This is a genomic window from Flavobacterium sp. RSB2_4_14 (genome assembly GCF_051547085.1).
Taxonomy (GTDB): Bacteria; Bacteroidota; Bacteroidia; order Flavobacteriales; family Flavobacteriaceae; genus Flavobacterium.
On the sequence record NZ_JBPTTL010000002.1, the window covers coordinates 209,492 to 231,355 of the forward strand.

14 protein-coding genes are annotated in these 21,864 nt (G+C 32.9%); 1 reads left to right on the forward strand and 13 read right to left on the reverse strand.

The annotated features are described in order from the left end of the window. Nucleotides 1-11 precede the first annotated feature (11 nt). Nucleotides 12-464, reverse strand: a complete 453-nt coding sequence (gene bcp, locus ACSVH2_RS07030) for a thioredoxin-dependent thiol peroxidase (protein WP_438092454.1) — start codon at nt 462-464, stop codon at nt 12-14. A 66-nt stretch (nt 465-530) separates the two neighbouring features. On the opposite strand from bcp, the gene ACSVH2_RS07035 reads away from it, so the two are divergent. Next, complete coding sequence (locus ACSVH2_RS07035) at nt 531-1,190, forward strand: endonuclease III domain-containing protein (RefSeq protein WP_438092455.1); 660 nt, start codon at nt 531-533, stop codon at nt 1,188-1,190. An 18-nt stretch (nt 1,191-1,208) separates the two neighbouring features. Here the strand turns inward: ACSVH2_RS07035 and ACSVH2_RS07040 are convergent, their stop codons facing one another. The 12 genes from ACSVH2_RS07040 to ACSVH2_RS07095 all read right to left on the reverse strand — a co-directional run bounded on the left by ACSVH2_RS07040 (nt 1,209) and on the right by ACSVH2_RS07095 (nt 21,831). Next, entirely contained in the window at nt 1,209-1,352 is a 144-nt protein-coding gene (locus tag ACSVH2_RS07040; RefSeq protein ID WP_438092456.1) for a hypothetical protein, read from the reverse strand. Nucleotides 1,353-1,411: 59 nt separating this feature from the next. Next, a complete protein-coding gene (locus tag ACSVH2_RS07045) occupies nt 1,412-1,999 on the reverse strand; it encodes an RNA polymerase sigma factor (protein WP_438092457.1) in 588 nt (195 codons plus the stop codon). A 292-nt stretch (nt 2,000-2,291) separates the two neighbouring features. Beyond that, nucleotides 2,292-3,938 carry a glycoside hydrolase family 16 protein gene (locus ACSVH2_RS07050; protein WP_438092458.1) on the reverse strand — a complete coding sequence of 549 codons (1,647 nt, stop codon included), beginning with the start codon at nt 3,936-3,938 and terminating at the stop codon, nt 2,292-2,294. 13 nt (nt 3,939-3,951) lie between these two features. Further along, nucleotides 3,952-5,559, reverse strand: a complete 1,608-nt coding sequence (locus tag ACSVH2_RS07055; RefSeq protein WP_438092459.1) for a hypothetical protein — start codon at nt 5,557-5,559, stop codon at nt 3,952-3,954. Between the two features lie 13 nt (nt 5,560-5,572). Beyond that, entirely contained in the window at nt 5,573-7,048 is a 1,476-nt protein-coding gene (locus ACSVH2_RS07060; RefSeq protein WP_438092460.1) for a RagB/SusD family nutrient uptake outer membrane protein, read from the reverse strand. An 11-nt stretch (nt 7,049-7,059) separates the two neighbouring features. Next, complete coding sequence (locus ACSVH2_RS07065) at nt 7,060-10,107, reverse strand: SusC/RagA family TonB-linked outer membrane protein (RefSeq protein ID WP_438092461.1); 3,048 nt, start codon at nt 10,105-10,107, stop codon at nt 7,060-7,062. A gap of 389 nt (nt 10,108-10,496) precedes the next feature. Beyond that, nucleotides 10,497-12,197 carry a family 16 glycosylhydrolase gene (locus tag ACSVH2_RS07070; RefSeq protein WP_438092462.1) on the reverse strand — a complete coding sequence of 567 codons (1,701 nt, stop codon included), beginning with the start codon at nt 12,195-12,197 and terminating at the stop codon, nt 10,497-10,499. 91 nt (nt 12,198-12,288) lie between these two features. Continuing rightward, entirely contained in the window at nt 12,289-13,224 is a 936-nt protein-coding gene (locus ACSVH2_RS07075; protein ID WP_438092463.1) for a glycosyl hydrolase family 17 protein, read from the reverse strand. Nucleotides 13,225-13,234: 10 nt separating this feature from the next. Continuing rightward, on the reverse strand, nt 13,235-15,583 hold the full coding sequence (locus tag ACSVH2_RS07080; protein WP_438092464.1) for an MFS transporter: 2,349 nt from the start codon (nt 15,581-15,583) through the stop codon (nt 13,235-13,237). 22 nt (nt 15,584-15,605) lie between these two features. Next, nucleotides 15,606-17,054, reverse strand: a complete 1,449-nt coding sequence (locus ACSVH2_RS07085; RefSeq protein ID WP_438092465.1) for a glycoside hydrolase family 30 protein — start codon at nt 17,052-17,054, stop codon at nt 15,606-15,608. Nucleotides 17,055-17,107: 53 nt separating this feature from the next. Further along, the gene (locus tag ACSVH2_RS07090; RefSeq protein ID WP_438092466.1) at nt 17,108-18,298 is read right to left on the reverse strand and encodes a glycosyl hydrolase family 17 protein; all 1,191 of its coding nucleotides are present in this window, start codon (nt 18,296-18,298) and stop codon (nt 17,108-17,110) included. A gap of 80 nt (nt 18,299-18,378) precedes the next feature. Continuing rightward, a complete protein-coding gene (locus ACSVH2_RS07095) occupies nt 18,379-21,831 on the reverse strand; it encodes a hypothetical protein (protein WP_438092467.1) in 3,453 nt (1,150 codons plus the stop codon). Between the last annotated feature and the right edge of the window lie 33 nt (nt 21,832-21,864).

Genomic DNA, 21,864 nt, shown 5'->3' on the forward strand with positions numbered 1-21,864 from the left:
TTTATTATTGATTATTTCAATATTTGTGAAGCGTGTGTTTTGGTTTTTACCTCGGTAATGACTTCGTCAATTATTCCTTCTTCATCGATGACAAAAGTAGTTCTATGAATTCCGTCATACTCTTTACCCATAAACTTTTTTGGTCCCCAAACGCCAAAAGCTTGTATTACCGACTTATTCTCATCGGCTAATAATGGAAAAGGAAATTCATATTTATTTTTGAAGTTGGATTGCGCTTTTGCATTATCAGCACTAACTCCAAGTAGCGCGTAATTATTGGCGACAAAACGTTCAAAATTATCTCTCAAGTCACATGCCTCAGCGGTACAACCTGGCGTATTTGCCTTTGGATAAAAGAAAACAACTAGCTTTTTACCTTTATAATCTGCTAGTGTATGCAGATTTCCGTCTTGGTCTTTTTCTGAAAAGTTTGGTGCTTTATCACCTTTTTTTAGTGTTGTCATTATATTTATTGTTTAAAGTTTACTTTTGTGCAAAGTTGATAAATTGCATATCATAAAAATACAAAAATGACTAAAAAAGAACGCGTAACATTTGTTATAAATACGTTAAAAGAATTATATCCCGAAATACCAATTCCGCTTAATCACAAAGATCCTTATACTCTATTAATTGCTGTTTTACTCTCCGCTCAATGTACTGATGTTCGAGTAAACCAAATTACTCCTTTACTATTTGAAAAAGCTGATAATCCTTATGATATGGTAAAACTTTCTGTAGAAGAAATAAAGGAAATAATACGCCCATGCGGATTATCACCTATGAAATCAAAAGGAATTTATGGCTTGTCTGAAATATTGATTGAAGAGCACAATGGTCAAGTACCACAATCGTTTGAAGCATTGGAAAGATTACCAGCGGTAGGTCATAAAACCGCAAGTGTAGTAATGTCGCAAGCTTTTGGTGTGCCAGCTTTTCCGGTTGATACTCATATTCACAGACTGATGTATCGATGGAATCTTACTAATGGAAAAAATGTAGTTCAGACAGAAAAAGACGCCAAAGCTATTTTTCCAGAAGAAATTTGGAATGATTTACACCTTCAAATTATTTGGTATGGTAGGGAATATTCTCCGGCACGAGGTTGGGATTTAGAAAAAGATATAATCACCAAAACAATAGGAAGAAAAACAGTTTTAAAGGAATATTTAAAAAAAACAGTCCGATAAATTATATCGGACTGTTTCTTAATTAGCTATAGTTTCGAAGTTCATGTTGCCAATTTTAATAATATTCAATGCACAAGAATATTGTAAAATTAATCGAATTGTTTCTTTTTTTGGTAACATAGTTTTTTGTGCTAATTTTCTTTTAGAGTAAAGTTTTGCCATATACTAACAATTAATTTTAAGTTGTTTATATAGTAACGCAAAAAAATACTTTTTATTGTTTATGTTGGCAAATAAATTTTATTTTTTTCGATAACCTTACGCAAGTTTGTCATAGCATAACGCATTCTACCTAAGGTAGTATTGACACTAACACCTGTTAAATCAGCAATTTCTTTGAAACTCATTTCCAGAAAGTAACGCATCATAATTACCTCTTTTTGATCATGTGGTAATTTTTCAATTATTGCTTTTAAATCGATGTTCACTTGATCCTTAATTAAGATATTTTCAATATTATGTGAGTTATCCGTAATTTTTGAAAAAACTGATAAATCATCAGTATCACGATTTAAAGGCATTTTTTTATCATTTCTAAACTTATCAATAATCAAATTACTGGCAATACGTAAAACCCATGAAAGAAATTTACCTTCTTCATTGTAGTATTTTTTTTCTTTTAAAGTGTATATGACTTTATAGAAAGTTTCTTGAAAAATATCTTCGGTGACATCTCTATCTAAAACTTTAGAATAGATATAACCATATATTTTTGATTGGTGTCTATTAATTAATATAGCTAGAGAATTTTCATCTCCAGCAATATACTTATTAACTAATAAAGCATCAGGAAGTTGCAATTTTGCCATAACATTACCTTTTAGTAAGGGTTAAAAAAATATTTTTAATCTAAAAAGTAATTGTTTTCTATAGGCAAAAGCTGTTTGTGAATTATTTATGAACCAAATTTAACAATATTTTAATTTAAAAAACAAATAAAAAATAAAAAAAAGATGAAAAAACACAAAAAAACATCAAAACACCATTAATTTACTTTGCTTATGCTTATAAAATTTGTTCTGTAAAATTGTGAAATAAAAAAAAGGTTAAATAAATTTTAACCTTTTTTTTATTAATCTAAAACAGATTTATTGAATATTGCTATTGATATACTCTAACGTAATCTACTTCCAAAGTTGATTGAACAAATGCTGGATCTATTGCGCCTCCAAAAGTTCCCCCCATTGCAACATTCATTATCAAAAAGAAATCACTGTTAAATGGTAGAGAATTTGAATTGGCCACTGAATGATATAATACATTATCTACGTAAAACTTAATAGCCGTTGGTGTCCAAATAGCTTTGTATACATGAAATTCTGTTGAAGCATTTTGAATAGTTGTACTATTAGTGTTGCCTGCTCCAGGAGATACTCCAGGATAATGACAAGTACCATGAATAACATTTGGCGTGTTGCCTCTATGCTCCATAATATCTATTTCTCCACAGGCTGGCCACGTATTTGTTGCGATATCTTGACCCACAGACCACAATGCTGGCCATGTTCCACCACCAGTTGGCATTTTAGCCCTAAATTCAATTTTACCATAAGTAAATTCAAACTTATTCTCCGATTTTAATCTAGCAGAAGTATAATTGGACGTTCCTTGGGTCTGTGCTTTGGCAGTTATTCTTAAATTTCCACCTGTAACCGTAACATTTTCTGGACTGTTAGTATAAAATTGTTGTTCATTATTTCCCCAGCCACCAGCACCAATATCATAACCCCATTTTGTTGGATCTGGAGCACCAGCTACATCAAATTCATCAGAAAAAACTAAATTGGTATAATCTGAAACTGGATCTTGTATTGGAGGTGAAGTAGAAAAAATATGATACCATGCTAAAGCTGGATTTCCACCCATTACAGCTCTTACCACCATTCTATTAGCAGTAATAGATAAGATTTCATAGGAACTCTGTCCGATGTAATATCCCATAAAACCACCATCAGAGAAATTTAACATCGTTCCTCTAGTTTGACCAGGAACATTATTAGCAACAACTACAGACTCAGATGGCGAAAGTGAAACAGTTTTAAGACCACTAGTATCATAGTTTAAACAATTATCATCTGGACCACCTCCACCAGCAACACTGAGAAAAGCAGCATTAAAAAAAGTACGCCCACCATTATCCAATTCATACTTTAACTGTCCACTTTGTAATGAAAATGTCAATTTATTATCATAAAGACAACTACTATTTGGAGAACCTGCTTTTTCAAAAGGTGCAGCTTGATAATAATTGGCATAATAATTTTTAGTAGCATCACTATCGTTTTGTCCAACACCCAAATGACCTGGCTCAGCAGCTGCCCAATACCAAATTTTTTGAGTACCGCCAGTTAAAAATTGAACTGCTTCATCATCTGAAAAGTCACTTCTTACTTCAACTTCAAGTGTGGTGTTTGTTGTTATTCCTCCTGTTCCTGTCGCGATTACATTTACAGAATAAGTATTTGTTCCTGTTTGAGTGAAACGCTTTTCATAAATACCGCTCGGAGCATTAGCAGATGTCCCATCACTAAATATATATTTATAGGAAATTGCATTGTCAGCAGTAGCGGTAAATTTAACAATACCCGAACCATCACCATATGGTAAATCAGCAGTCTTCCCTACTATATCAACTGCAACTTGAAGGTCCGCAGGTGCTTTCAAATCACCAAAGGATTTTTCATCTTCTTGACAACCGACCACTAAAAATAGGGTCAAAATTGAAAGTATATTTACTATTTTTTTCATTTTATTTTTTTTATTAATTGTGGAAATAAACGTTATCAATATATACAGTTCCTGCACCTGACGGATTTCCTGAGAAAATCAATTGAGCAATGTGACTTCTGTTTAACAAACCCGTAAAATCTGATAATGGAATATCATAACTATTCCATCCAGATTGTGTTGGGGTAAAAGTTAACTCATGCTCGGTGTCATCATTTGGTGCACCTTGATAGGCTCCATTGGCACCAAAGTCTACTAGTTTTATTCTAAAAGCTGTCATATTTGGCGTCCAAACATCTACATGAAAATGGGTCATCGATGAAGCATTTATTTGACTAGCTACTGTTTCAACTCCTACAAAATTTAGTGAAGTATATTTTTTAGTATCATTACCAGCAACTTGTACATCCGTTAATGTTGCCGCTGACCAACTTGTTCTCCAAGTATCGACTGGTACGTTTGTATAAGCATTACTAAACATAGAAATTACGTTTCCAGCAGGTAATGTTGGAGTTGGCGCAGCTGCTGTTGGTGTAGTTGGTGGTGCTCCTAAATTATAAAAATACACGTTATCAACATACACTGTTGTAGTTCCAGAAGGTGCACCTACATATATTAGCTGAGCAATATGCGCACGAGTTGTTAATCCTGTGAATGAACTTAACGGCAGGTCTAAACTAACCCAAGTATTTTGTGCAGGAGAATTGATGGTAATTTCGTGTTCAACATCATCTCCACCGCCAAATACAGCATTAGCACCAAAATCAACAAGTTTCACTTTAAATTGAGTAAAATCAGAAGACCAAATATCAGTGTGGAAATAAGTCATTGCAGTTGCATTAATTGGAGAAGTGGTTGCTTCTATACCTACAAAGTTTAATGAAGTATATTTCTTGGTAGCGTTACCGCTAATAGAAATATCTTCTAAGTTTGCCTGAGACCATGAAGTTCTCCATGTGTCAACTGGTACATTCGTATAGGAATCACTGAACATTGAAATCACATTCGTTGATGGCCATGGTGGTGTTGGTGCAGGTAATAAGTTAGTTACAGATACATTTTCTGTATATTCTGTTGTTGCCACGCCACCGCTTAATGCCACAACTCTAACTAGATAAGTACCTGAAACTGCATATACATGATTAACAACTTCTCCTTCCATGAAACTTACAGGAACTTCATTTGTAACATCCCCAAAGTATACTTGAAAATAAGTTTCCAAATTGGCAGTTGCAGACACATTAACCGAAAGATTTGTTCCAGTTGTCAGAGTTACATTTAAGTTTGTTGGAGGCAAAAACGAAACCGTCAATTCTTGAATAGCTTCGGTACGTTTTCCATTTACTGTGGAACCAACAATTTTTACTTGATAAACTCCTTCTAAATAGTTGTGCGTAACTGAATTGCCAGGGACAACATAGGCTGGTTCAACAGTTCCATCACCATAAAATACTTCAAAACGGGTAACACCTTCTCCTTTTGGAGTTATTGTTACTTTTCCTGAATTATCTTGTTTTACCGTCATTAGTGCTGAAATATTAGTTGGTGCTTCCAAAGCATCAAGATTTACATCACTATTTTCATCCGAACATCCCAAGAGGACATTCAAAAAAATTATACTAAATACAATTACTTTTTTCATATTTTATTTTTTTTTAATATCCTTGATTTTGTTGCCAATTGCCATTTGAAAATTGAATTTCTTCAATTGGAATTGGAAATAATTCATTTTTATTTGGTGTAAAATTAGTAATAGCTTGTTGCGCTCTTCCTGTTCTTACTAAGTCGAAAAATCTGTGACCTTCTCCCATTAATTCCAGTCTTCTTTCATTTAAAATGAAATCAGTTAAAGCTGGTCCTGATGCAGTGATGTCATGATTAGTATCACCAAATGCTCTTCTTCTCACTTCGTTTAAGTATTGTCTAGCTTTAGCATCATCAATTGCACCGCGATTGTTAGCTTCTGCTGCCATCAAAAGCACATCAGCATAGCGGATGGCTCTGTAATTGTTTGGATTGGTTAAATTTTGATCACCTATGTTTAAATCTCCTTGACGTGGCAAATATTTTCTATTGAAAAAACCAGTATGTTTATATCCTGTTCCATAAGTAGCATTATTTGCTGCTGCCCATGTTACTATGTTTAAAATAGCAACGTCTCTCCTATTATCACCTACTTCATAAGCATCATAAGATTGTTGTGTTGGCACATTAAAACTAAAACCAGAATCAAATACTGGTCCTGAATAATTTCTAATTCCATTAAATCCAACAGCTACATTACCTTCACTACATTGAAGACAACCAAATCCGGCACCTTCACCGTCAGTATATTGTACTTCAAAAACTGACTCTACATTATTTTCATTATTGTTTTCAAAAATAGTATTGTAATTGGATACTAATGAATAACCACCAGTTGTAATAAGTGTTTCAAATATATTAGCAGAATCTACAAACTTTTCATGATATAAATAAACTTTCCCTAAAAGTGCTTGAGCAGCACCTTTTGTTGCTCTTCCTGTTTCAGGAGCAGTGGCACTTAAATCAGCTATAGCTAATAACAAATCATTTTCAATAGAAGTATACACTTCATCTACAGTTGAACGTGGAATTGTTTTTTCGTCATTAAGCTTAAATCGGGCATCACCTTTCATTGGTATTCCTCCAAACCATTTTACCAATTCAAACTGATAATAAGCTCTTAAAAAACGTGCTTCTGCAATAATCTGTTCTTTACCATCAAAGTCTGTTTTGTCTTTAAATTCTAAGATATAATTGGCTCTATTTACCCCAGCAAACATCCAATTCCATATATCTCTCAAATTACTGTTATTGGAAGTATGTGTCATTTCATCTACTTGTTGAAATCCTGGGACATCACTAGCACTTTCTCCACCTGATAGTGTATTGTCAGAAGCTATTTCACCAAGAAGCACATTAACATAGGAAGCTTGAAGTAAATCATAAGCTGCTATTAAAGCTTGATTATAATCGGATTCTGAATTAAAGTAGTTTTCTGAATCGATGGAATAAACAGGATCTCTGTTTACAAACTCGTCAGAGCAAGAAACACTTATAGTAGTGAAAACTACAATAGCAATTACTGCTTTTAATATTCTATTTTTCATGTTTCTAAATTTTAAAAATTAATATTAAGTCCAACAATAAATGTTCTTGGTGTTGGATAAAATCCATAATCTATTCCACCACCTATTGGGCTTCCACTAGAAGCAGAAGGATCAAATCCTCTGTATTTTGTAAAAGTGTATAAATTATTTAATGAGGTATAAATTCTAAGTTTGCTAATCCCCATTTTCTCAGAATCTTTACTGTTAACTGTATAACCTAATTGAACGTTTTGAATACGAACAAATGATGCATCTTCTACAAAGTAATCAGAAAAAACATTATTAGCCGTTGCAGCAGTTGTAACTCTTGGAACTGTATTACTTGTACCTTCGCCAGTCCATCTTCCCAAAACATAATTTAACCTATTTACATCTGATAGCGTTCTTTCATAATTTCTAACCATATCATTTCCAATTGAAGCAAATGTATAGGCAACAAAATCAAATCCTTTATAATTTAAGTTAAGATTAAGTCCCATTGTGACATCAGGAATAGGATCGCCAATATTTTTTCTGTCGTCAAAGTTGATAACGCCATCATTATTTAAGTCTTTATAACGAATATCTCCTGGAGCAGCATTAGCACCCAATGCTAATTGTGAAGGATGTGCCGCTACTTCAGCAGCATTTTGAAATATTCCATCGGTTTGAAAACCATAAAAATATCCCAGAGGTTGACCAACTTCCATTCTAGATATTGCTGGTTGACCAACACCGAAAGATCCACCTTCTAAAAATCCAGTACTGTTGTTCACTTCGGTAACTTCATTTTTTAATGTTGTAATGTTATATCCCAAAGAAATTTTAAAATTATCTGATATAGACTCTTTATAATTTATTGTAAATTCTAAACCGCTATTTTCAACAGAACCCGCGTTGATTGTTGGCGAACCTGAACCTGGTGCATAAACTCCTGTGATTCCTGAAACTGGAATATTACTGATTAACAACTTATCCCTTGTGTCAATGAAATAGTCGATAACAGTTTCTATTTTATTGTTGAAAAAATTAGCGTCTAAACCAACGTCAAATTTCTTAGCTTCTTCCCATTGTAATTTTGGATTGGGTAACACACCAATAGCAACACCATTTACTAAAGTGCCGTTAAAAACATAAGTACCTTCTCCGCTCAACGAACCTACATAACCATTGTTACGAATTTGGTCATTACCTAGAATACCATAACTAGCTCTTAATTTTAAGAAATTAAAAGAATTTGATTTGTTAAAGAAACTTTCATCTGAGATTTTCCAACCAGCAGTTACCGAAGGGAAAATACCTGTTTTATTATCGGGACCAAACTTTGTAGAAGAGTCACGTCTAACCATTAATGAAACTAAATATTTTTGACTGTAGTCATATTCTAATCTACCAAAGTAAGAAAGTCTTCTTTCATCATAAGCATAAGAACCTACATCGCGTCCTCCATTTGGACTTGTTCCCAATGCTAATGCAATATCGGCATTATGCCATGTATTGTTTGGCACATCAAATCCTGTAGCAAAAAGCCCAGAACCATACTCTTTGTATACTGTAGTTCCAAGAGTGGCTTTGAAATTATGGTTTTCTAAAAGTTTAAAATTATAATCTGCAAAAAAGTCAAAGGTGTAATTATTATCTTCAATAGCATTTTGAGAAACACTACTTCTAGTTACATCAAAAACTTTACCACCATAATCAACTTCTTTAGCAAACGATTTTCCTCTACTATTAGATGAGTTGAAACCCATTCTTCCAGTTAATTTTAAATCTTTTATAACTTTATATTCCAAAGCGAAAGTTCCACTAAGTTTTTTCAACTTATAATCATTAAAAGTATTATCAATTTGAGCTAAAGGATTAATAACTTCAATACCAAAACCTGGCGTACTTGGCACAAGAGTATAATTTCCATTCGAATCATATACTGGTAAAGTAGATGGTGTATTGATAGCATTAAACAAAACCGAACCAAGACCATTTTCGTTTAAAGCATCTCTATCAATATAGGTATAAATAATATTAGTTTGTAATTTAAATTTATCTGATAAATCAGCATTCAATCCCAATCTTGCTGTATTTCTTTTGAAATCTGATTTTCCACTTCCAACAATTCCTTCTTGTGTTAAATCAGAAGCACTAAAAGTATAAGTGATTTTCTCAGAACCACCCATTATAGAAAAGTCTGTATTTACAACAGGTGCTTGTTGAAAAACTTCATTTTGCCAGTTAGTTCCCGAACCTAAGCCAGAAACGTCTGGATAAGGTACTGGTTGCCCACCATTGGCATAACTTTCATTTAATAAAAGTGCATATTCCGTAGCGTCTAAAAGAGATAATTCTCTACTTGTTTCTTGCATTCCTACATAGGAGTTGAAAGAAACTTTTGTCTTTTGGTTTTTCTTACCACTTTTTGTTGTAATTAATAAAACACCATTGGCACCAATAGTTCCATAAATAGCAGCTTGTGCATCTTTCAAAACTGTAATGGATTCAATATCATCTGGATTTAACAAACTTAAATCTCCTTGATATCCATCAATGATTGCTAACGGAGCATTATTCCCATTAGTTGCGATACCTCTAATTCGTATATCTAATCCTGCACCTGGAGCACCAGATTGTTGTGTAACTGTTACACCTGCAACCGTTCCTTGTAAAGCTTGTTCCACTTTGAAAGGTTTCAATTGCTCAATAGTTTTGGCAGATACTACAGTAACTGCACCAGTTACATCTTTTTTCTTTTTACTACCATAACCAATGACAACAACTTCCTCAAGATTTTTGGTATCTTCGGAAAGTCGGATAGAAAGTTTTTCATTTTTGTCAACTTTGGTTTCATAATTTTTGTACCCAACATAACTGACCACAAGCACAGAACCAGATGGAATTTTAGGTAGTTTGAAATTTCCATCAAAATCTGTTGTCGTAGAAATGCTTTGATTTTTGACTGCTACATTAACTCCTGGTAAGGGTTGTCCAGAAATAGCATCGATAACCGTTCCAGAAACTTCGAACACTTGAGAAAATGCAAATGAGGAAGAAAGCATGAAAACGATTAGAAGTAATTTTGATTTCATAATAAATTGGTTTTTGATTTGTAAATTTATCAATAGTATTGTTATTATCTTAAAAATTACCACTACAAAAAGTATACAACGAAAAAAAAATGTAAATTATTAGAGAATACTGCATTCGCATTAAGTTTCTTTAACAAACTTTACATATGTCAAGAAAAAAATCTTTTTTAAAAAGCTAAAAAAGACCAATCTCAAACGTTATTGTTAAGGTAATGTATAGGTAAAACTCATGTGTTGAATTCAAAAAAATGTAATATTTTTCGTTTTCCTATTTATTGAAAAACTATTTTATCAATACAAAATAAGAAAACAATTCAATAGAATTATGTCAAATAAGCATACAACTAAATAAAAATTTTATTCATTTATAATTCTAAAACTATTAATCATTATTTCTTAATAACTTTTAAGTTTTGAATTCCATGAGAATTTTCAACTCTTAAAAAGTAAATTCCAGTTTTGAAACTACTCATATCTAAAATGTGATCAGAATTGACCAAATCAACAAGATGTATTTTACCAACAACATCGCTAAGTGTAATTTTGTTTTGGTTATCAGATAATTGTAAATGCAAATTATCATCAACTGGATTAGGATAAACCAATTGTTTGAAAGCAGTTTCATTTTGTATACCTAATGAACAATTACTTCCTACCACATAAGAAATGTATCGAGTAACAGCCAATCCTCCAGCATAGGCAAACTTAACAGCATAACTGATAGTAGAACCTAGAGTTTGTCCAGTTATGGTTTGGGTAAAAGTTTGCCCTGAAACATTAGACATTTGTGTTTCAGTAAAAGGAGATTGACTTCTTAAAAAAGCAACTAAACCCACTTTACTGTCTAATAATTCAAATGTGATTTTTACATCTGTTCCGATAGTTTGAAAGGTGTAATTATAACCCAATGTAAAAGCACCTTCTGATGCTTGAGTATCGCTACCCGAACATTGTGGATTAAAACTAGTTGTGGCATTCAAAACTATTGGACTATTAGTAACTGTATTTCCAGACATATCAGTTGCAGCAATTGTAAAAGTATAATTAGTGTTTGATGCCAAATTTGGAATAATTACTGATTTTTGCACTCCTGATGGATTATAAACGGTAGTAGTTGGTCCACCTGGATAAGAAATGGTATAGGCAATAGTTCCCGAATTATCATTTGCATTCATTAATAATTCAACAGAAGATCCTGTAACCGCACCTAAAGAAGCTACAAAATTTGTTGGCGATTCGGTATCAACAGCCGTGTTTTGATAAATTCTAACGTAGTCAATTATCATAGAAGTTTGAGTGAAATTTGCTGGAATAGTTCCTGCAAATCCTCCCATGGCAATATTTAATAAAATATATTGGTCAGCATCAAATGGCCAAGTACTTGCGTTTTTTACAGATGGATTGTAGGTATAAAATAAAACTCCGTCAAGTAGAAATGAAATTTGGTTTGGAGACCAATTCATGGAATAAACATGATAATTTTGTGCTATATCCGAAGCTTGAATTCCTCCCTTATTAACAGTATTTCCAGAAGAAGACGGTGTATGAATAGCAGCACCTATATAATTAACTGGTTGGCCAGGAAATATTCCATGTTCCATGATGTCAATTTCACCACAGGCAGGCCAACTTGTTGTCCCAAAATTAGAATCAAAAAAACCACCATCTTCATTTACATTTTTGCCCAATAACCACAAAGCAGGCCATGTTCCTTGTCCGTTTGGAGCTTTGGCTCGTATATCTACTCGACCATATTTAAAAGCAAATTTAGCATTTAAACGTGCAGAAGTATACTGTTTAGTAACTCCTTGGTCGGTAAAAGGTTCTTTTATTGCTACTATATTCAAGTTTCCATTATCTACAAACGAATTGGAAATTAAATTAGTATAATGTTGTACTTCGTTATTAAACCAACTACCACCAGCCGGTAATTGGGTTTGGTGATACCATTTGTTTGAATCAACTGCTCCATTGTTGTCGAATTCATCTGACCAAACTAAATTATTATAGACAACGTCAACTTGAGAATACCCATATTGTGAAGCTAATAATAGGGTTAACAGTGCTTGGAATAAAAAACTTTTTTTCATATTTATTTTTTGTAATCATTAGGATTTAAAAAAGCATTACTCTTTTAACACCTCTATTTTTAATTTATTAGAAATTTATAATTTGGTTAGTTTAAAATTTTAATTTTTCATTCTTATCCCACAATCCCCAATACGCTCCTACTGCACCTTCAGGGCCAACTTTCCATGACTCATCAAAAGAAGAAAAATAGAATGTTTCAATATTATTTTGAGTTGCCCATTGCTGGGTTTCAATAAAATATCTCATGGCATTTTCATTAGAAGCTATAGAACCTTTTAGAAATCCTCCTTCGCTAGGCCATCCTGTTTCAGTAATGATTACTCGCTTTCCATTTCCAGCACCACTGGCAGACCAAAACATACTTTGCATGTGAGGTAAAGAGTACTCGATTGGACAACCTTCCCAATAGGGATAACAATTCGTGAGGATAACATCGCAAGCTTCGGTAATATTTGGACGATGAGAAAACTCATAATAAGCATCTACATAACCCACCGGAATATTAGGTAACGCTTCTTTAACACGGTTGATGTAATTCAACAATTGTTCTTCGGTTAAATCACCTCTATACATTACTTCATTACCTACTGCAGCAATATCAACACAACCTTCATTGGCTAATTCGATTAAACTTTCAATTTCTCTTTCATTTAGTTCTAAATCATCTCCTAGCCAAGCGCCAACAAGGGTTTTCATTCCGTTTTCATGAGCAATTCTAGGTATATGTTCATTTCCTTCAATGCATGAAAAAGAACGAACCCATTTGGTGTATGGTTTTAATATTTGAATACGTCTATTAACTTGTTCTGCTGTAATAATGTCTCCAGGTTTTTGGCCGTCTTCATACATACTGAAACAAATACCGTGCATTCCTTTCGCTAAAGTTTCGTTCCACAATTCAGCCAACTTTTTTGAAGAGATTTCAGAAAAATCTATTCTTGGAGTGTCGTTTTCATTTGTGTTTTGAAATTGATTTTCATTAGAATAATTTTTAATTGAAAAATCATGACCTTCTCTATATGACATACTGCTTATTTTAAAATTTTAAATTTTCATTTTTATCCCAAATTCCCCAAGCCGTTCCAATGGTTCCTTCATCTTTCATTTTCCAAGACTCATCAAAAGAGGAAAAATAAAATAACTCTAGATTATTGTTACTTGCCCAATCTTGAGTAGTGACAAAATATTTCATAGCATTAATTTCTGATGGAATTGCTTGCTCTATGGTATCACCTTTACTTGGCCAACCAGTTTCTGTCACAATAATTTTTTTGCCTTTAGCTACATTTTTTGTAAGCTCTAACATGTTTTGCAAATAGGATATCGAATAATCAATATTTGCTCCTTCCCAAAACGGATAGAAGTTTACCAAAAGTACATCGCAATTAGAAACTAAATTGGGTCTTTCTAAAAACTGATAATAGGCATCAACATAGCCAACAGGAATTTGAGGCAATGCCTCTTTAACTCTTTTGATATAAGTAATAATTTGTTGTTCGGAAATTTCATCACGATGAAGCACTTCGTTCCCAACAGCTGCAACGTCAACTAATCCAGCTTTGGCTAAAGCAATTAGTGATTGAATTTCTTTTTCATTTCTATCCATATCATTGCTAATCCAAGCACCAACAATTGTTTTTAATCCTTTTTGATGTGCAATTTCAGGTACTAATTCATTTCCTTTGGTGCAAGAAAAAGTACGAATCCATTTAGTATGTGGCGCAATAATGTCTAATCTTCTTTTTATTTGTTCTGCCGACAAAATATCTCTCTCATTTTGACCTTCGATGTAAGGACTAAAACAAATTCCGTGTAAGCCATTTTCTAAAACTTTAGAAAATTCCATCTTCATTTCGGCTTCACTTTTTGAACTTAGATCTTTTCCAGCAATTGTATTTAATGACTTATTTTTTAATAGCGAAAGTAATTTTCCTGAAAGATAGGCCGATGATTGAACTTTTACTTTCCCTTTTCTGGTATCTAATTCTTTTTTAATATCTCTAGCTTTTTTCTCTGTTAAATCATAATTCCACATCACCCACATGGCTACCAAAGTTCCGAAAATTGGAACGCCAGAAAAGAAAATTCTTAAACCTGTAACTGCACCTTCGGGTTGCGTTGGAGCACCAGCTTTAAAAGAAACTACAGACATAATAACTCCTGTCAATAATCCAGCTATAGCAAAACCAAACTTAACCATCCACCAATAAATGGCTCCAAAAACTCCTTCTCTTCGTTTTCCCGACTCTAACTCGTCCATGTCACAAACATCAGCTGTCATTGACATCATTAATGTAAACAAACTTCCAATCCCAAAAGAAAAGAAAGGCAAAGCAAACAAAAACATGTAAGGTTTACCTGGAATGAAAAGAAACCACAACAATATGTAACCGAAAATAGAGATACCTTGACAAATCAAAAAAGCTCTTTTTTTCTCCATTTTTTTGGCTATCCAAGCTACAATAGGAATTACTACGAATGTGGTTGCTAAAGCACCTCCACATCCAAAAAGTGTAGGCCAAATTCCTGCTGCAGCAGTATCTCCATTAAATAAATAATAAACAACTATAAAAAAAGTAAAACCGGCAACGGTATTAAAAGCATTAAAAATAAAAAATGTAGCAATACACAATTTTCTGAAAGGTTTATTAGAAAATGCTTCTTTGAAACTAATTAAAATTTCTTTTAAACTTCCGCCTATAGTTTTAATAGTTAGTGGTTGTAAATTATCATCAAACTTAGTTGATTTACTTTTAATAAAAATTGCAGGAACCATAGCTAATATCATAAATATTCCACCAACTAAAACTGCCAATGTTCTTGTTGCTGTATCTGCATTTGGGAACCAAGAAGGATCATACATTATCACCCAAAACCATGGTGCAATTACCCATGCCCATTGTCCAATCCATTGAGAAATTGCCATAATGCTTGTACGCTCATGAAAATCATCACTCATCTCATAACCCATGGCAACATAAGGAACACTAAAAATTGAAAGTCCAATATGGAATATTAGTGAAAACGTTAGAAAAAAGGTAAAATTGTACATTACACTATCTTCTCTATGTAATTGCCACATAATCATGAATGCAACTCCCATTATTATGGAACCAATAAAAACATACTGTCTTCTTCTTCCCCAAACCGATTTAGTATTGTCAGAAATGAAACCCATGATAGGATCAAAAAAGGCATCGACAACTCTTGGTACAAAAAATAAAACACCCCACATCCAAGATGGCATGCCTAAATTTTCTACTAATACTACCATAAAAATACCTAAAGCAGCAGGAAACATTTGGTTGGCCAACATACCCAAGCCAAAAGCTATTTTTTGACCCATAGGAACTAAAGTCGTGGAATTTGAATTACTATTTGACATATAAGGTATTTTTTTAGATTGTTTAATTATTATGTTTTATCAGTATGGTTTGTAAAGCTTTTTTATCAATGGAAATAATTGAAATTTTATTTTCTAATTTAATCTCTAATGTTTGCCCATTTTCTGTTGGATTAAAAACTACTACAGCAATTGAACCATCCGGATTTTGCACAGCAGTTGACATCAAATCACTATTACTTATAGTACATCCAATTTTTATGGCACCTGGACGCATGAATTTACTAAAATGTGACATAACGTAATACAACGGTGTAAAATATACTTCGTCTTTATTAGGATCTACAATTACAGGAGCAACACACCAGTTTTTGAACCAATTTGGTCCACCTTGTGTATCTAAAACCATATTCCAGTCAACCCATCCATCAACCCAATTGTTCAAACAACCTATAATATCAACTGCATAACGATTTACTGGAGCGTATTTTGGGTGTAAATATTTCTCTTTTTCACTGGCCCAATCCCAACCCCAATCGGTGGCTTCTTTTTTCCAATACCAAGCATCGTCGTTCCAATGTGGAATTTCAGAATCGACACAAGCTTCGGTTTGAATTAAATATTTATTTGGTGCTTTTTTGTGGGCATATTGTAGGTCTTCTGGAAATACTTCATAGGTACTTTCATACCAATGAATGGCCAAACCGTCATAATATTTAGATGACTTTTCATCTTTATACATCACGTCTACCCATTCTTTTATACCAGCTCTATTTTGATCATAACCCAATATTTTTGTATCACTCCAGCCATCTTTTTCTAATTTTGGACCTAAATGATTTTGAACAAATTCTGTCATTTCTGATGGAGAAAAATTGGTGCTTTCCCAATTGTTGCCATTACCGTGAGGTTCATTGATAACCGTAACTCCCCAAATTGAAATTCCTTCTTTTTTATAGGCATCAAGATATTTTGAAAAATACAAAGCAAAAGTATCATTGAACTGAGGCAATAATTTTCCACCAATATATTTTTTATTGTCCTTCATCCAAGGTGGACAAGTCCAAGGAGATGCAATGATATTAAAACCATCTTTTGAAATAGCTTTAGCTTCCAATATCATTGGAATTAAATCGTCTTTGTCATCTTCAATGGAAAAATGTTTTAAGTCTAAATCATTCTCAACTTTAGCATACGTGTAATTGCTTAATGAAAAATCGCATGAAGCAATGTGAGTTCTTGTAAGTGAATAATTTGCACCTTCTTTACTAAAGTAAGCATTTAGAATTTTCTTTCGGTTTTCATTACTCAATTTATTCAGTAATGAAGCGGAAGCTTCGGTAAAAGATCCTCCAAAACCTGTTATGGTTTGAAATTTTTGTTCTGGATTTAAAATAATAACACTAGAATTTTCATTTTTTGAAAAAGTTGTAATTTTCGTTAAAGCATTTCCTTTTTCGGAAGTTTCGTATACTTCTACACGCCAATTTTTCTTTTGAGCTTGAGTGTTCATAATACTAAATAGTAATGCGAGAAATAAAAAATTTTGAATTTTCATAATTCAATTCACTTTATCTTAATTAATTCCTTGTCAAATTCTCTTTTTGGAGGCATTTCTACAGAATCTAAAAGTGTATTCAAATTCCCGTTGAATGTTTTTTGAATGGTGTTGCCGTCTCTCTTCAATTTTTTAAAAACACCTTTATCTACCAAATCCCAAACTGCATATTTTGCGTTACCATCAACAGTGAGTAAACCAAAATGATTCTCGGAGCCATTCGGATTTCCTGCATCTTTCCATGGCTCGTCAAAAGCTTCAAAATAAAAGCAAGAGATACCTTCTTTGTCTGTCCAATCGCGCATTTTGTGATAAAAAATTCCAGCTTTGTACTCGTCTACTGCTTTAGAGTCTTTACTGCCGTAAAGCTCATTTGAAAACGTGGCCCAACCTGTTTCGCCTATGTGAATTGGTTTTTCGATACCCAAACTTTGCATATATTTTCTAACGGCATTGTATTGTGATTTTGCATAATCCACTGCGCGTTGCATCGCTATGTCTAATTGTTTTTCTTTAGAAAATTGAAATTCATTTTCAGAAATTCCCCAAAAAACTGGATTGTAATGAGTATCGTGCATTGGATAGGTATGCATTGATATGTAATCTACTGCTTTGATTAATTCAAAAAGTTCTTTGGTGTGGTATTCTTTATCACCGCCACCCCAAGATGCAAAATTATCTGAACTTGTAATCCACAAATCTTTTGATAATTTACCAGTCTTTTTAAGATCCTGAAGATGATTTACCCATTTTAAAATTACGGATGGCTGCACATAATAAGCGGTTGCCCATTTCACCATTGCTTCGTTTCCTACTGCAATTACTTTTATAATCTCTGGATATTCATTAACCAATTCAACAGCTCGCGCTATTTCGGAAGCGTTTCTTTCGCTTTCTTCGTTATGATTAGGTTCAAATCCCGTCCACGCATTTTTACAATCAATCCATGTTCCGAGCATTACATACATCTCAAAATTTGGATCTTCATGCTTTAGTTCTTTTATAGCTTTCAGCACATTTACTGATTCTGGTAGATGAACATTATAAGTCCTGATAATTTTAATGCCCATAGCAGAAAGGATTTTCATATCCTCTTTCAGCTGCGCAATGGTGGGTTGTACTCTTCTAGAATTGGCTCTGTATCCTCCATAAGACATCGCCTGATACTTTGTATTTCCTAATAATTTTTCTGCGGTCATTTCTTTTGAAACTAAATTTCGGGTATTATGTTTGTTACAAGATAAAAATAAGAGTAATACTATGTAAAAAATCTTATTCATTATCTTAAGAAATCTTTACTTAAGTAAACCACTACTAGTGAAATTTCTCCTGTTCTATTAAATATTTTGTTGCTTATTTGTTGATTTAACTCAAGCGTATTGAGAACTTCATTTGTTCCATTTTCATAAAATAATTCTATCTTATTGGATGTTGAAATTCTGTAAATTATTGGAACTTGGCAAACGGTAAATGCTAAGCTATCACTCTCTAATGTTAAGGTTTTTGTATTTCCATTAACAAGCACGAATGTAGCTTCAGTTTCACTTTGCAAAAACTCATTTCTGTGAAGTAAATTAGGTTGAAAAAATAATTTTCCATCTTTCATCTTTAAGCCCAATTCACCAATACGAGTCAGAATATCTTCTTTTACCTGACCAGTCATTCCAGGTTGTTGTGCTCCTTTATTGAATGGTGTATGCGAATAAGGATCAGTAGGGAAAGCACCATAAACCTCTGGAGATTTATGAACACCAATACCTGCGCCAATTTGTTCAAAATGAGTAATAAGAGAATTAATTAGACTTTGATCTTCGTTATTGTTAATGGCTTGGTTTGTCACCTCTAAAACTGCAAGATATAATTTGGAAACCATGTGCCAATAAATAGAACCTAGACCTTCATAACCATAAAAAGTTCCAGATCGACCTGTGAAAGCTTTGTGATTGAAGACATCTTCAAAAATTTGTAAAACACTTTCCGATTCTATTGAAACCAATTCTCTGTATTCTTGATTGTTTTCTAATAGTAAAAGTGCCGCTTTTAAGTCATTGGCATTATGAAAATTACCATTAAAATGATATCCTCCTTTTATGTCTTTATTGATTACTTGGTAATTATTATTTTGAAGCAACTTTGAGAGTAAAGCTGATTTTTCAATTTTTTCTTGAGGAATTGTATTTTTTTCTAAAAACTTCGGTAATTCCTTGTTTGGATACAAAATATAACTGTCTTGATCCTTTCTATACAAGGCGCTATGACGCAAGGCATCTAAAATTTCTAATGACTCTTGACCATTCAAAAATCCTGAACTTAAAACGGCTACTTGTCCTTCTAACATTTCTGGTAAGTAGGAAATAGAAACACCATCATTTTCAACCGACATTAAATTGTAGGCATGAAATAATTTATCTTCTCTTTGGTTAGCTTTAATAGCGTGCTCAATAAAATCAATACTCACTTGTGTGAACGTTTTCAATCCAGCCATTGAATGGGTTCTTTTCTTACCCCAAAATCCACTGTTGTAAACTTGAAAACGATATTCTGATGCGGCTTGACCTAAAGAATCAAGTATTTTTTTTCGGTCTTGATTAGTAATAGAACCTGATAAAAGTGGTTGAAAAGCAATAAGACTTTCTCTAATGGCATGATAAAATTCTACCATTTCGTTTGAAATCTTGATAGTTTCTTGGTCTGAATTTTCTAATAGTTGTTGGAAAAATTTCAAAAATCTTCTTAAATAATATAACGTAACCATTGAAACGCCATTACCCACCAAAGCATTATTAGCATCATTCCATTCTGGACGTTGTGTATTCATCCAAATTCCAGCTTCTGGAATAAAATTTGACATTTTGGCCAAAACGGTAGCCAATATTTTTTCTATTAAGTTAACATGATAAATTTCGTCATTATTATCTCGTAACAAAGCACCATCAGCACCTATACTATTTCTGCGCTTATTGATTTTTGAATCCCATTCGTGATTAAATTCAATGGTGTCTTTGGGTTTCTGTAGAATATCTTGATACGATTTAATTGTATAAGGCACAGCAGCGTAAACAAAACACTCATTATAAAAATATGAATTCAATTTACCGGGTTGGTATTTCTCAATAAATTCCAAAAATTTTAATAGATAAATAATCTGATGATCGCCCCAATACCCAATGTAAGACCAAGGATTATCTGGTTCAATAGTTTCCCAATCAAAGCCTTCTTTTGTTACACGATACGGATTATAGCCATCAAAAGTAGAAGCATTCAAAAACTTGTGAATCATTCCATCTATAAATTCAGGAAATGCATTGGCTAAAGATTCCCAATTCTGAAAAATATCACGCCAGTTTCCTTCATAATCTAATATTTTTGAGCCATCAATTTCGCTTCTAGTATTGATAGAAAACTTATTCCAAGGTCGACTAGGATCGCCATGACGTCTACTAAATTTTAACGGAAGATACTCCGTGCAAAGTCGAATTAAATCAGCATCGTCAATTTTTGAAATCAATTGTTGAAGATGAGCGTACTCGAAAGTTAAAGGCAAGTTATTTAAAAAAACAGTGTTTTTTTCTGAAACATCCTTATTTGCTTTGGCTATATAGTTAACAAAATCACCTTTCTCAATTTGATAATTGTTGTCAAAAATTCCGCCACGCATAATATTAAACAACACGTTTGAAAAATGTCGGGTATCTTTTCGCTTATCAGCAGTGAATTGTAAACCATCGGCAGTAGCGTTAAGAGCTACCAAATTTTTGGTACCTAACTCAATATCATTAGTCAGTTGATCATTTAATGTTTTATCATTACAAATAGAATCCGCAAGTTGAATAACTTGTGATTGATTTTGGTTAACATTGGCTATAATCTTCCAACTTTTTACTTCCTTCTTATCTAATTCAATATCCGTTGAAACAAAATATGCGCCTTTTTCGCCTTTGATGTCTGTTTCTGTTTGAATTTTTTGTTTTTTTCTAAAGGCAGAAAGTTGCAATGAGGAAAGTAAATATATTGGTTTATTTAATCCTAATGACCAAACTATATTAGCTTTTAACGCTTCACTTGGTTCGGCTTTATCAACTATTATGGCACTTAGAGCAAAAATTCCAAGTCCACTCTCAGAATGAAGCTCATTTCTTTTGTAGGCATCTACTAAATTACTCGTGGTTGCTTGTAAATCACTACTAACTCCTTGTGGTAAAACATTTTGAATTCCGTCCAAAAGAGTAATTGCATATTTTTTATCTGAATTATTGATTAAATCCGATTTTTTAATAAAACCGTATGCATTGCTATTGCTCCATTGATAACGATAGGTAAGTTGAAAATCATGATGAACTTCTTCAAAAATAATTTTATTCCCATAGCTATTTTTATACAAATTTCTGCTAATAGAATATTTGTCATTAAAACGCTCAGAAAATGGTTCCCAAATAAATGTCTCATCATCTGAATGAATTTGAAAAATTGATTTACTACCCGTTATGTCGGCGAATTCTGTTATTTTATCATCTGTATAATAAGGAAAAAGAGCAAAATCTGCATTTTTTCTTCCAGCCGTTAATCCTCCATTACTTGAGATAAAAAGCCAATGATTTGAATCACTAACAATACTCATGAAAAATGGTCTCATGCTATCATTATTGGCAATTTTATAATAATTTTCATTATCAATAACGACGATTTCTAAAGAAACAGTTTTATCTACAATTTTAGAATCATGTTTATCCATAATTGTTTGGCTTTGGCTCATAATCTTTCTAAA

What these genes read in the sequence shown, in the direction of transcription:
- ACSVH2_RS07080 (WP_438092464.1), bottom strand. Translation starts at nt 15,583, where the DNA reads ATGTCAAATAGTAATTCAAATTCCACGACTTTAGTTCCTATGGGTCAA.
- ACSVH2_RS07075 (WP_438092463.1), bottom strand. Translation starts at nt 13,224, where the DNA reads ATGTCATATAGAGAAGGTCATGATTTTTCAATTAAAAATTATTCTAAT.
- ACSVH2_RS07045 (WP_438092457.1), bottom strand. Translation starts at nt 1,999, where the DNA reads ATGGCAAAATTGCAACTTCCTGATGCTTTATTAGTTAATAAGTATATT.
- ACSVH2_RS07065 (WP_438092461.1), bottom strand. Translation starts at nt 10,107, where the DNA reads ATGAAATCAAAATTACTTCTAATCGTTTTCATGCTTTCTTCCTCATTT.
- bcp (WP_438092454.1), bottom strand. Translation starts at nt 464, where the DNA reads ATGACAACACTAAAAAAAGGTGATAAAGCACCAAACTTTTCAGAAAAA.
- ACSVH2_RS07050 (WP_438092458.1), bottom strand. Translation starts at nt 3,938, where the DNA reads ATGAAAAAAATAGTAAATATACTTTCAATTTTGACCCTATTTTTAGTG.
- ACSVH2_RS07090 (WP_438092466.1), bottom strand. Translation starts at nt 18,298, where the DNA reads ATGACCGCAGAAAAATTATTAGGAAATACAAAGTATCAGGCGATGTCT.
- ACSVH2_RS07070 (WP_438092462.1), bottom strand. Translation starts at nt 12,197, where the DNA reads ATGAAAAAAAGTTTTTTATTCCAAGCACTGTTAACCCTATTATTAGCT.
- ACSVH2_RS07035 (WP_438092455.1), top strand. Translation starts at nt 531, where the DNA reads ATGACTAAAAAAGAACGCGTAACATTTGTTATAAATACGTTAAAAGAA.
- ACSVH2_RS07085 (WP_438092465.1), bottom strand. Translation starts at nt 17,054, where the DNA reads ATGAACACTCAAGCTCAAAAGAAAAATTGGCGTGTAGAAGTATACGAA.
- ACSVH2_RS07095 (WP_438092467.1), bottom strand. Translation starts at nt 21,831, where the DNA reads ATGGATAAACATGATTCTAAAATTGTAGATAAAACTGTTTCTTTAGAA.
- ACSVH2_RS07060 (WP_438092460.1), bottom strand. Translation starts at nt 7,048, where the DNA reads ATGAAAAATAGAATATTAAAAGCAGTAATTGCTATTGTAGTTTTCACT.
- ACSVH2_RS07040 (WP_438092456.1), bottom strand. Translation starts at nt 1,352, where the DNA reads ATGGCAAAACTTTACTCTAAAAGAAAATTAGCACAAAAAACTATGTTA.
- ACSVH2_RS07055 (WP_438092459.1), bottom strand. Translation starts at nt 5,559, where the DNA reads ATGAAAAAAGTAATTGTATTTAGTATAATTTTTTTGAATGTCCTCTTG.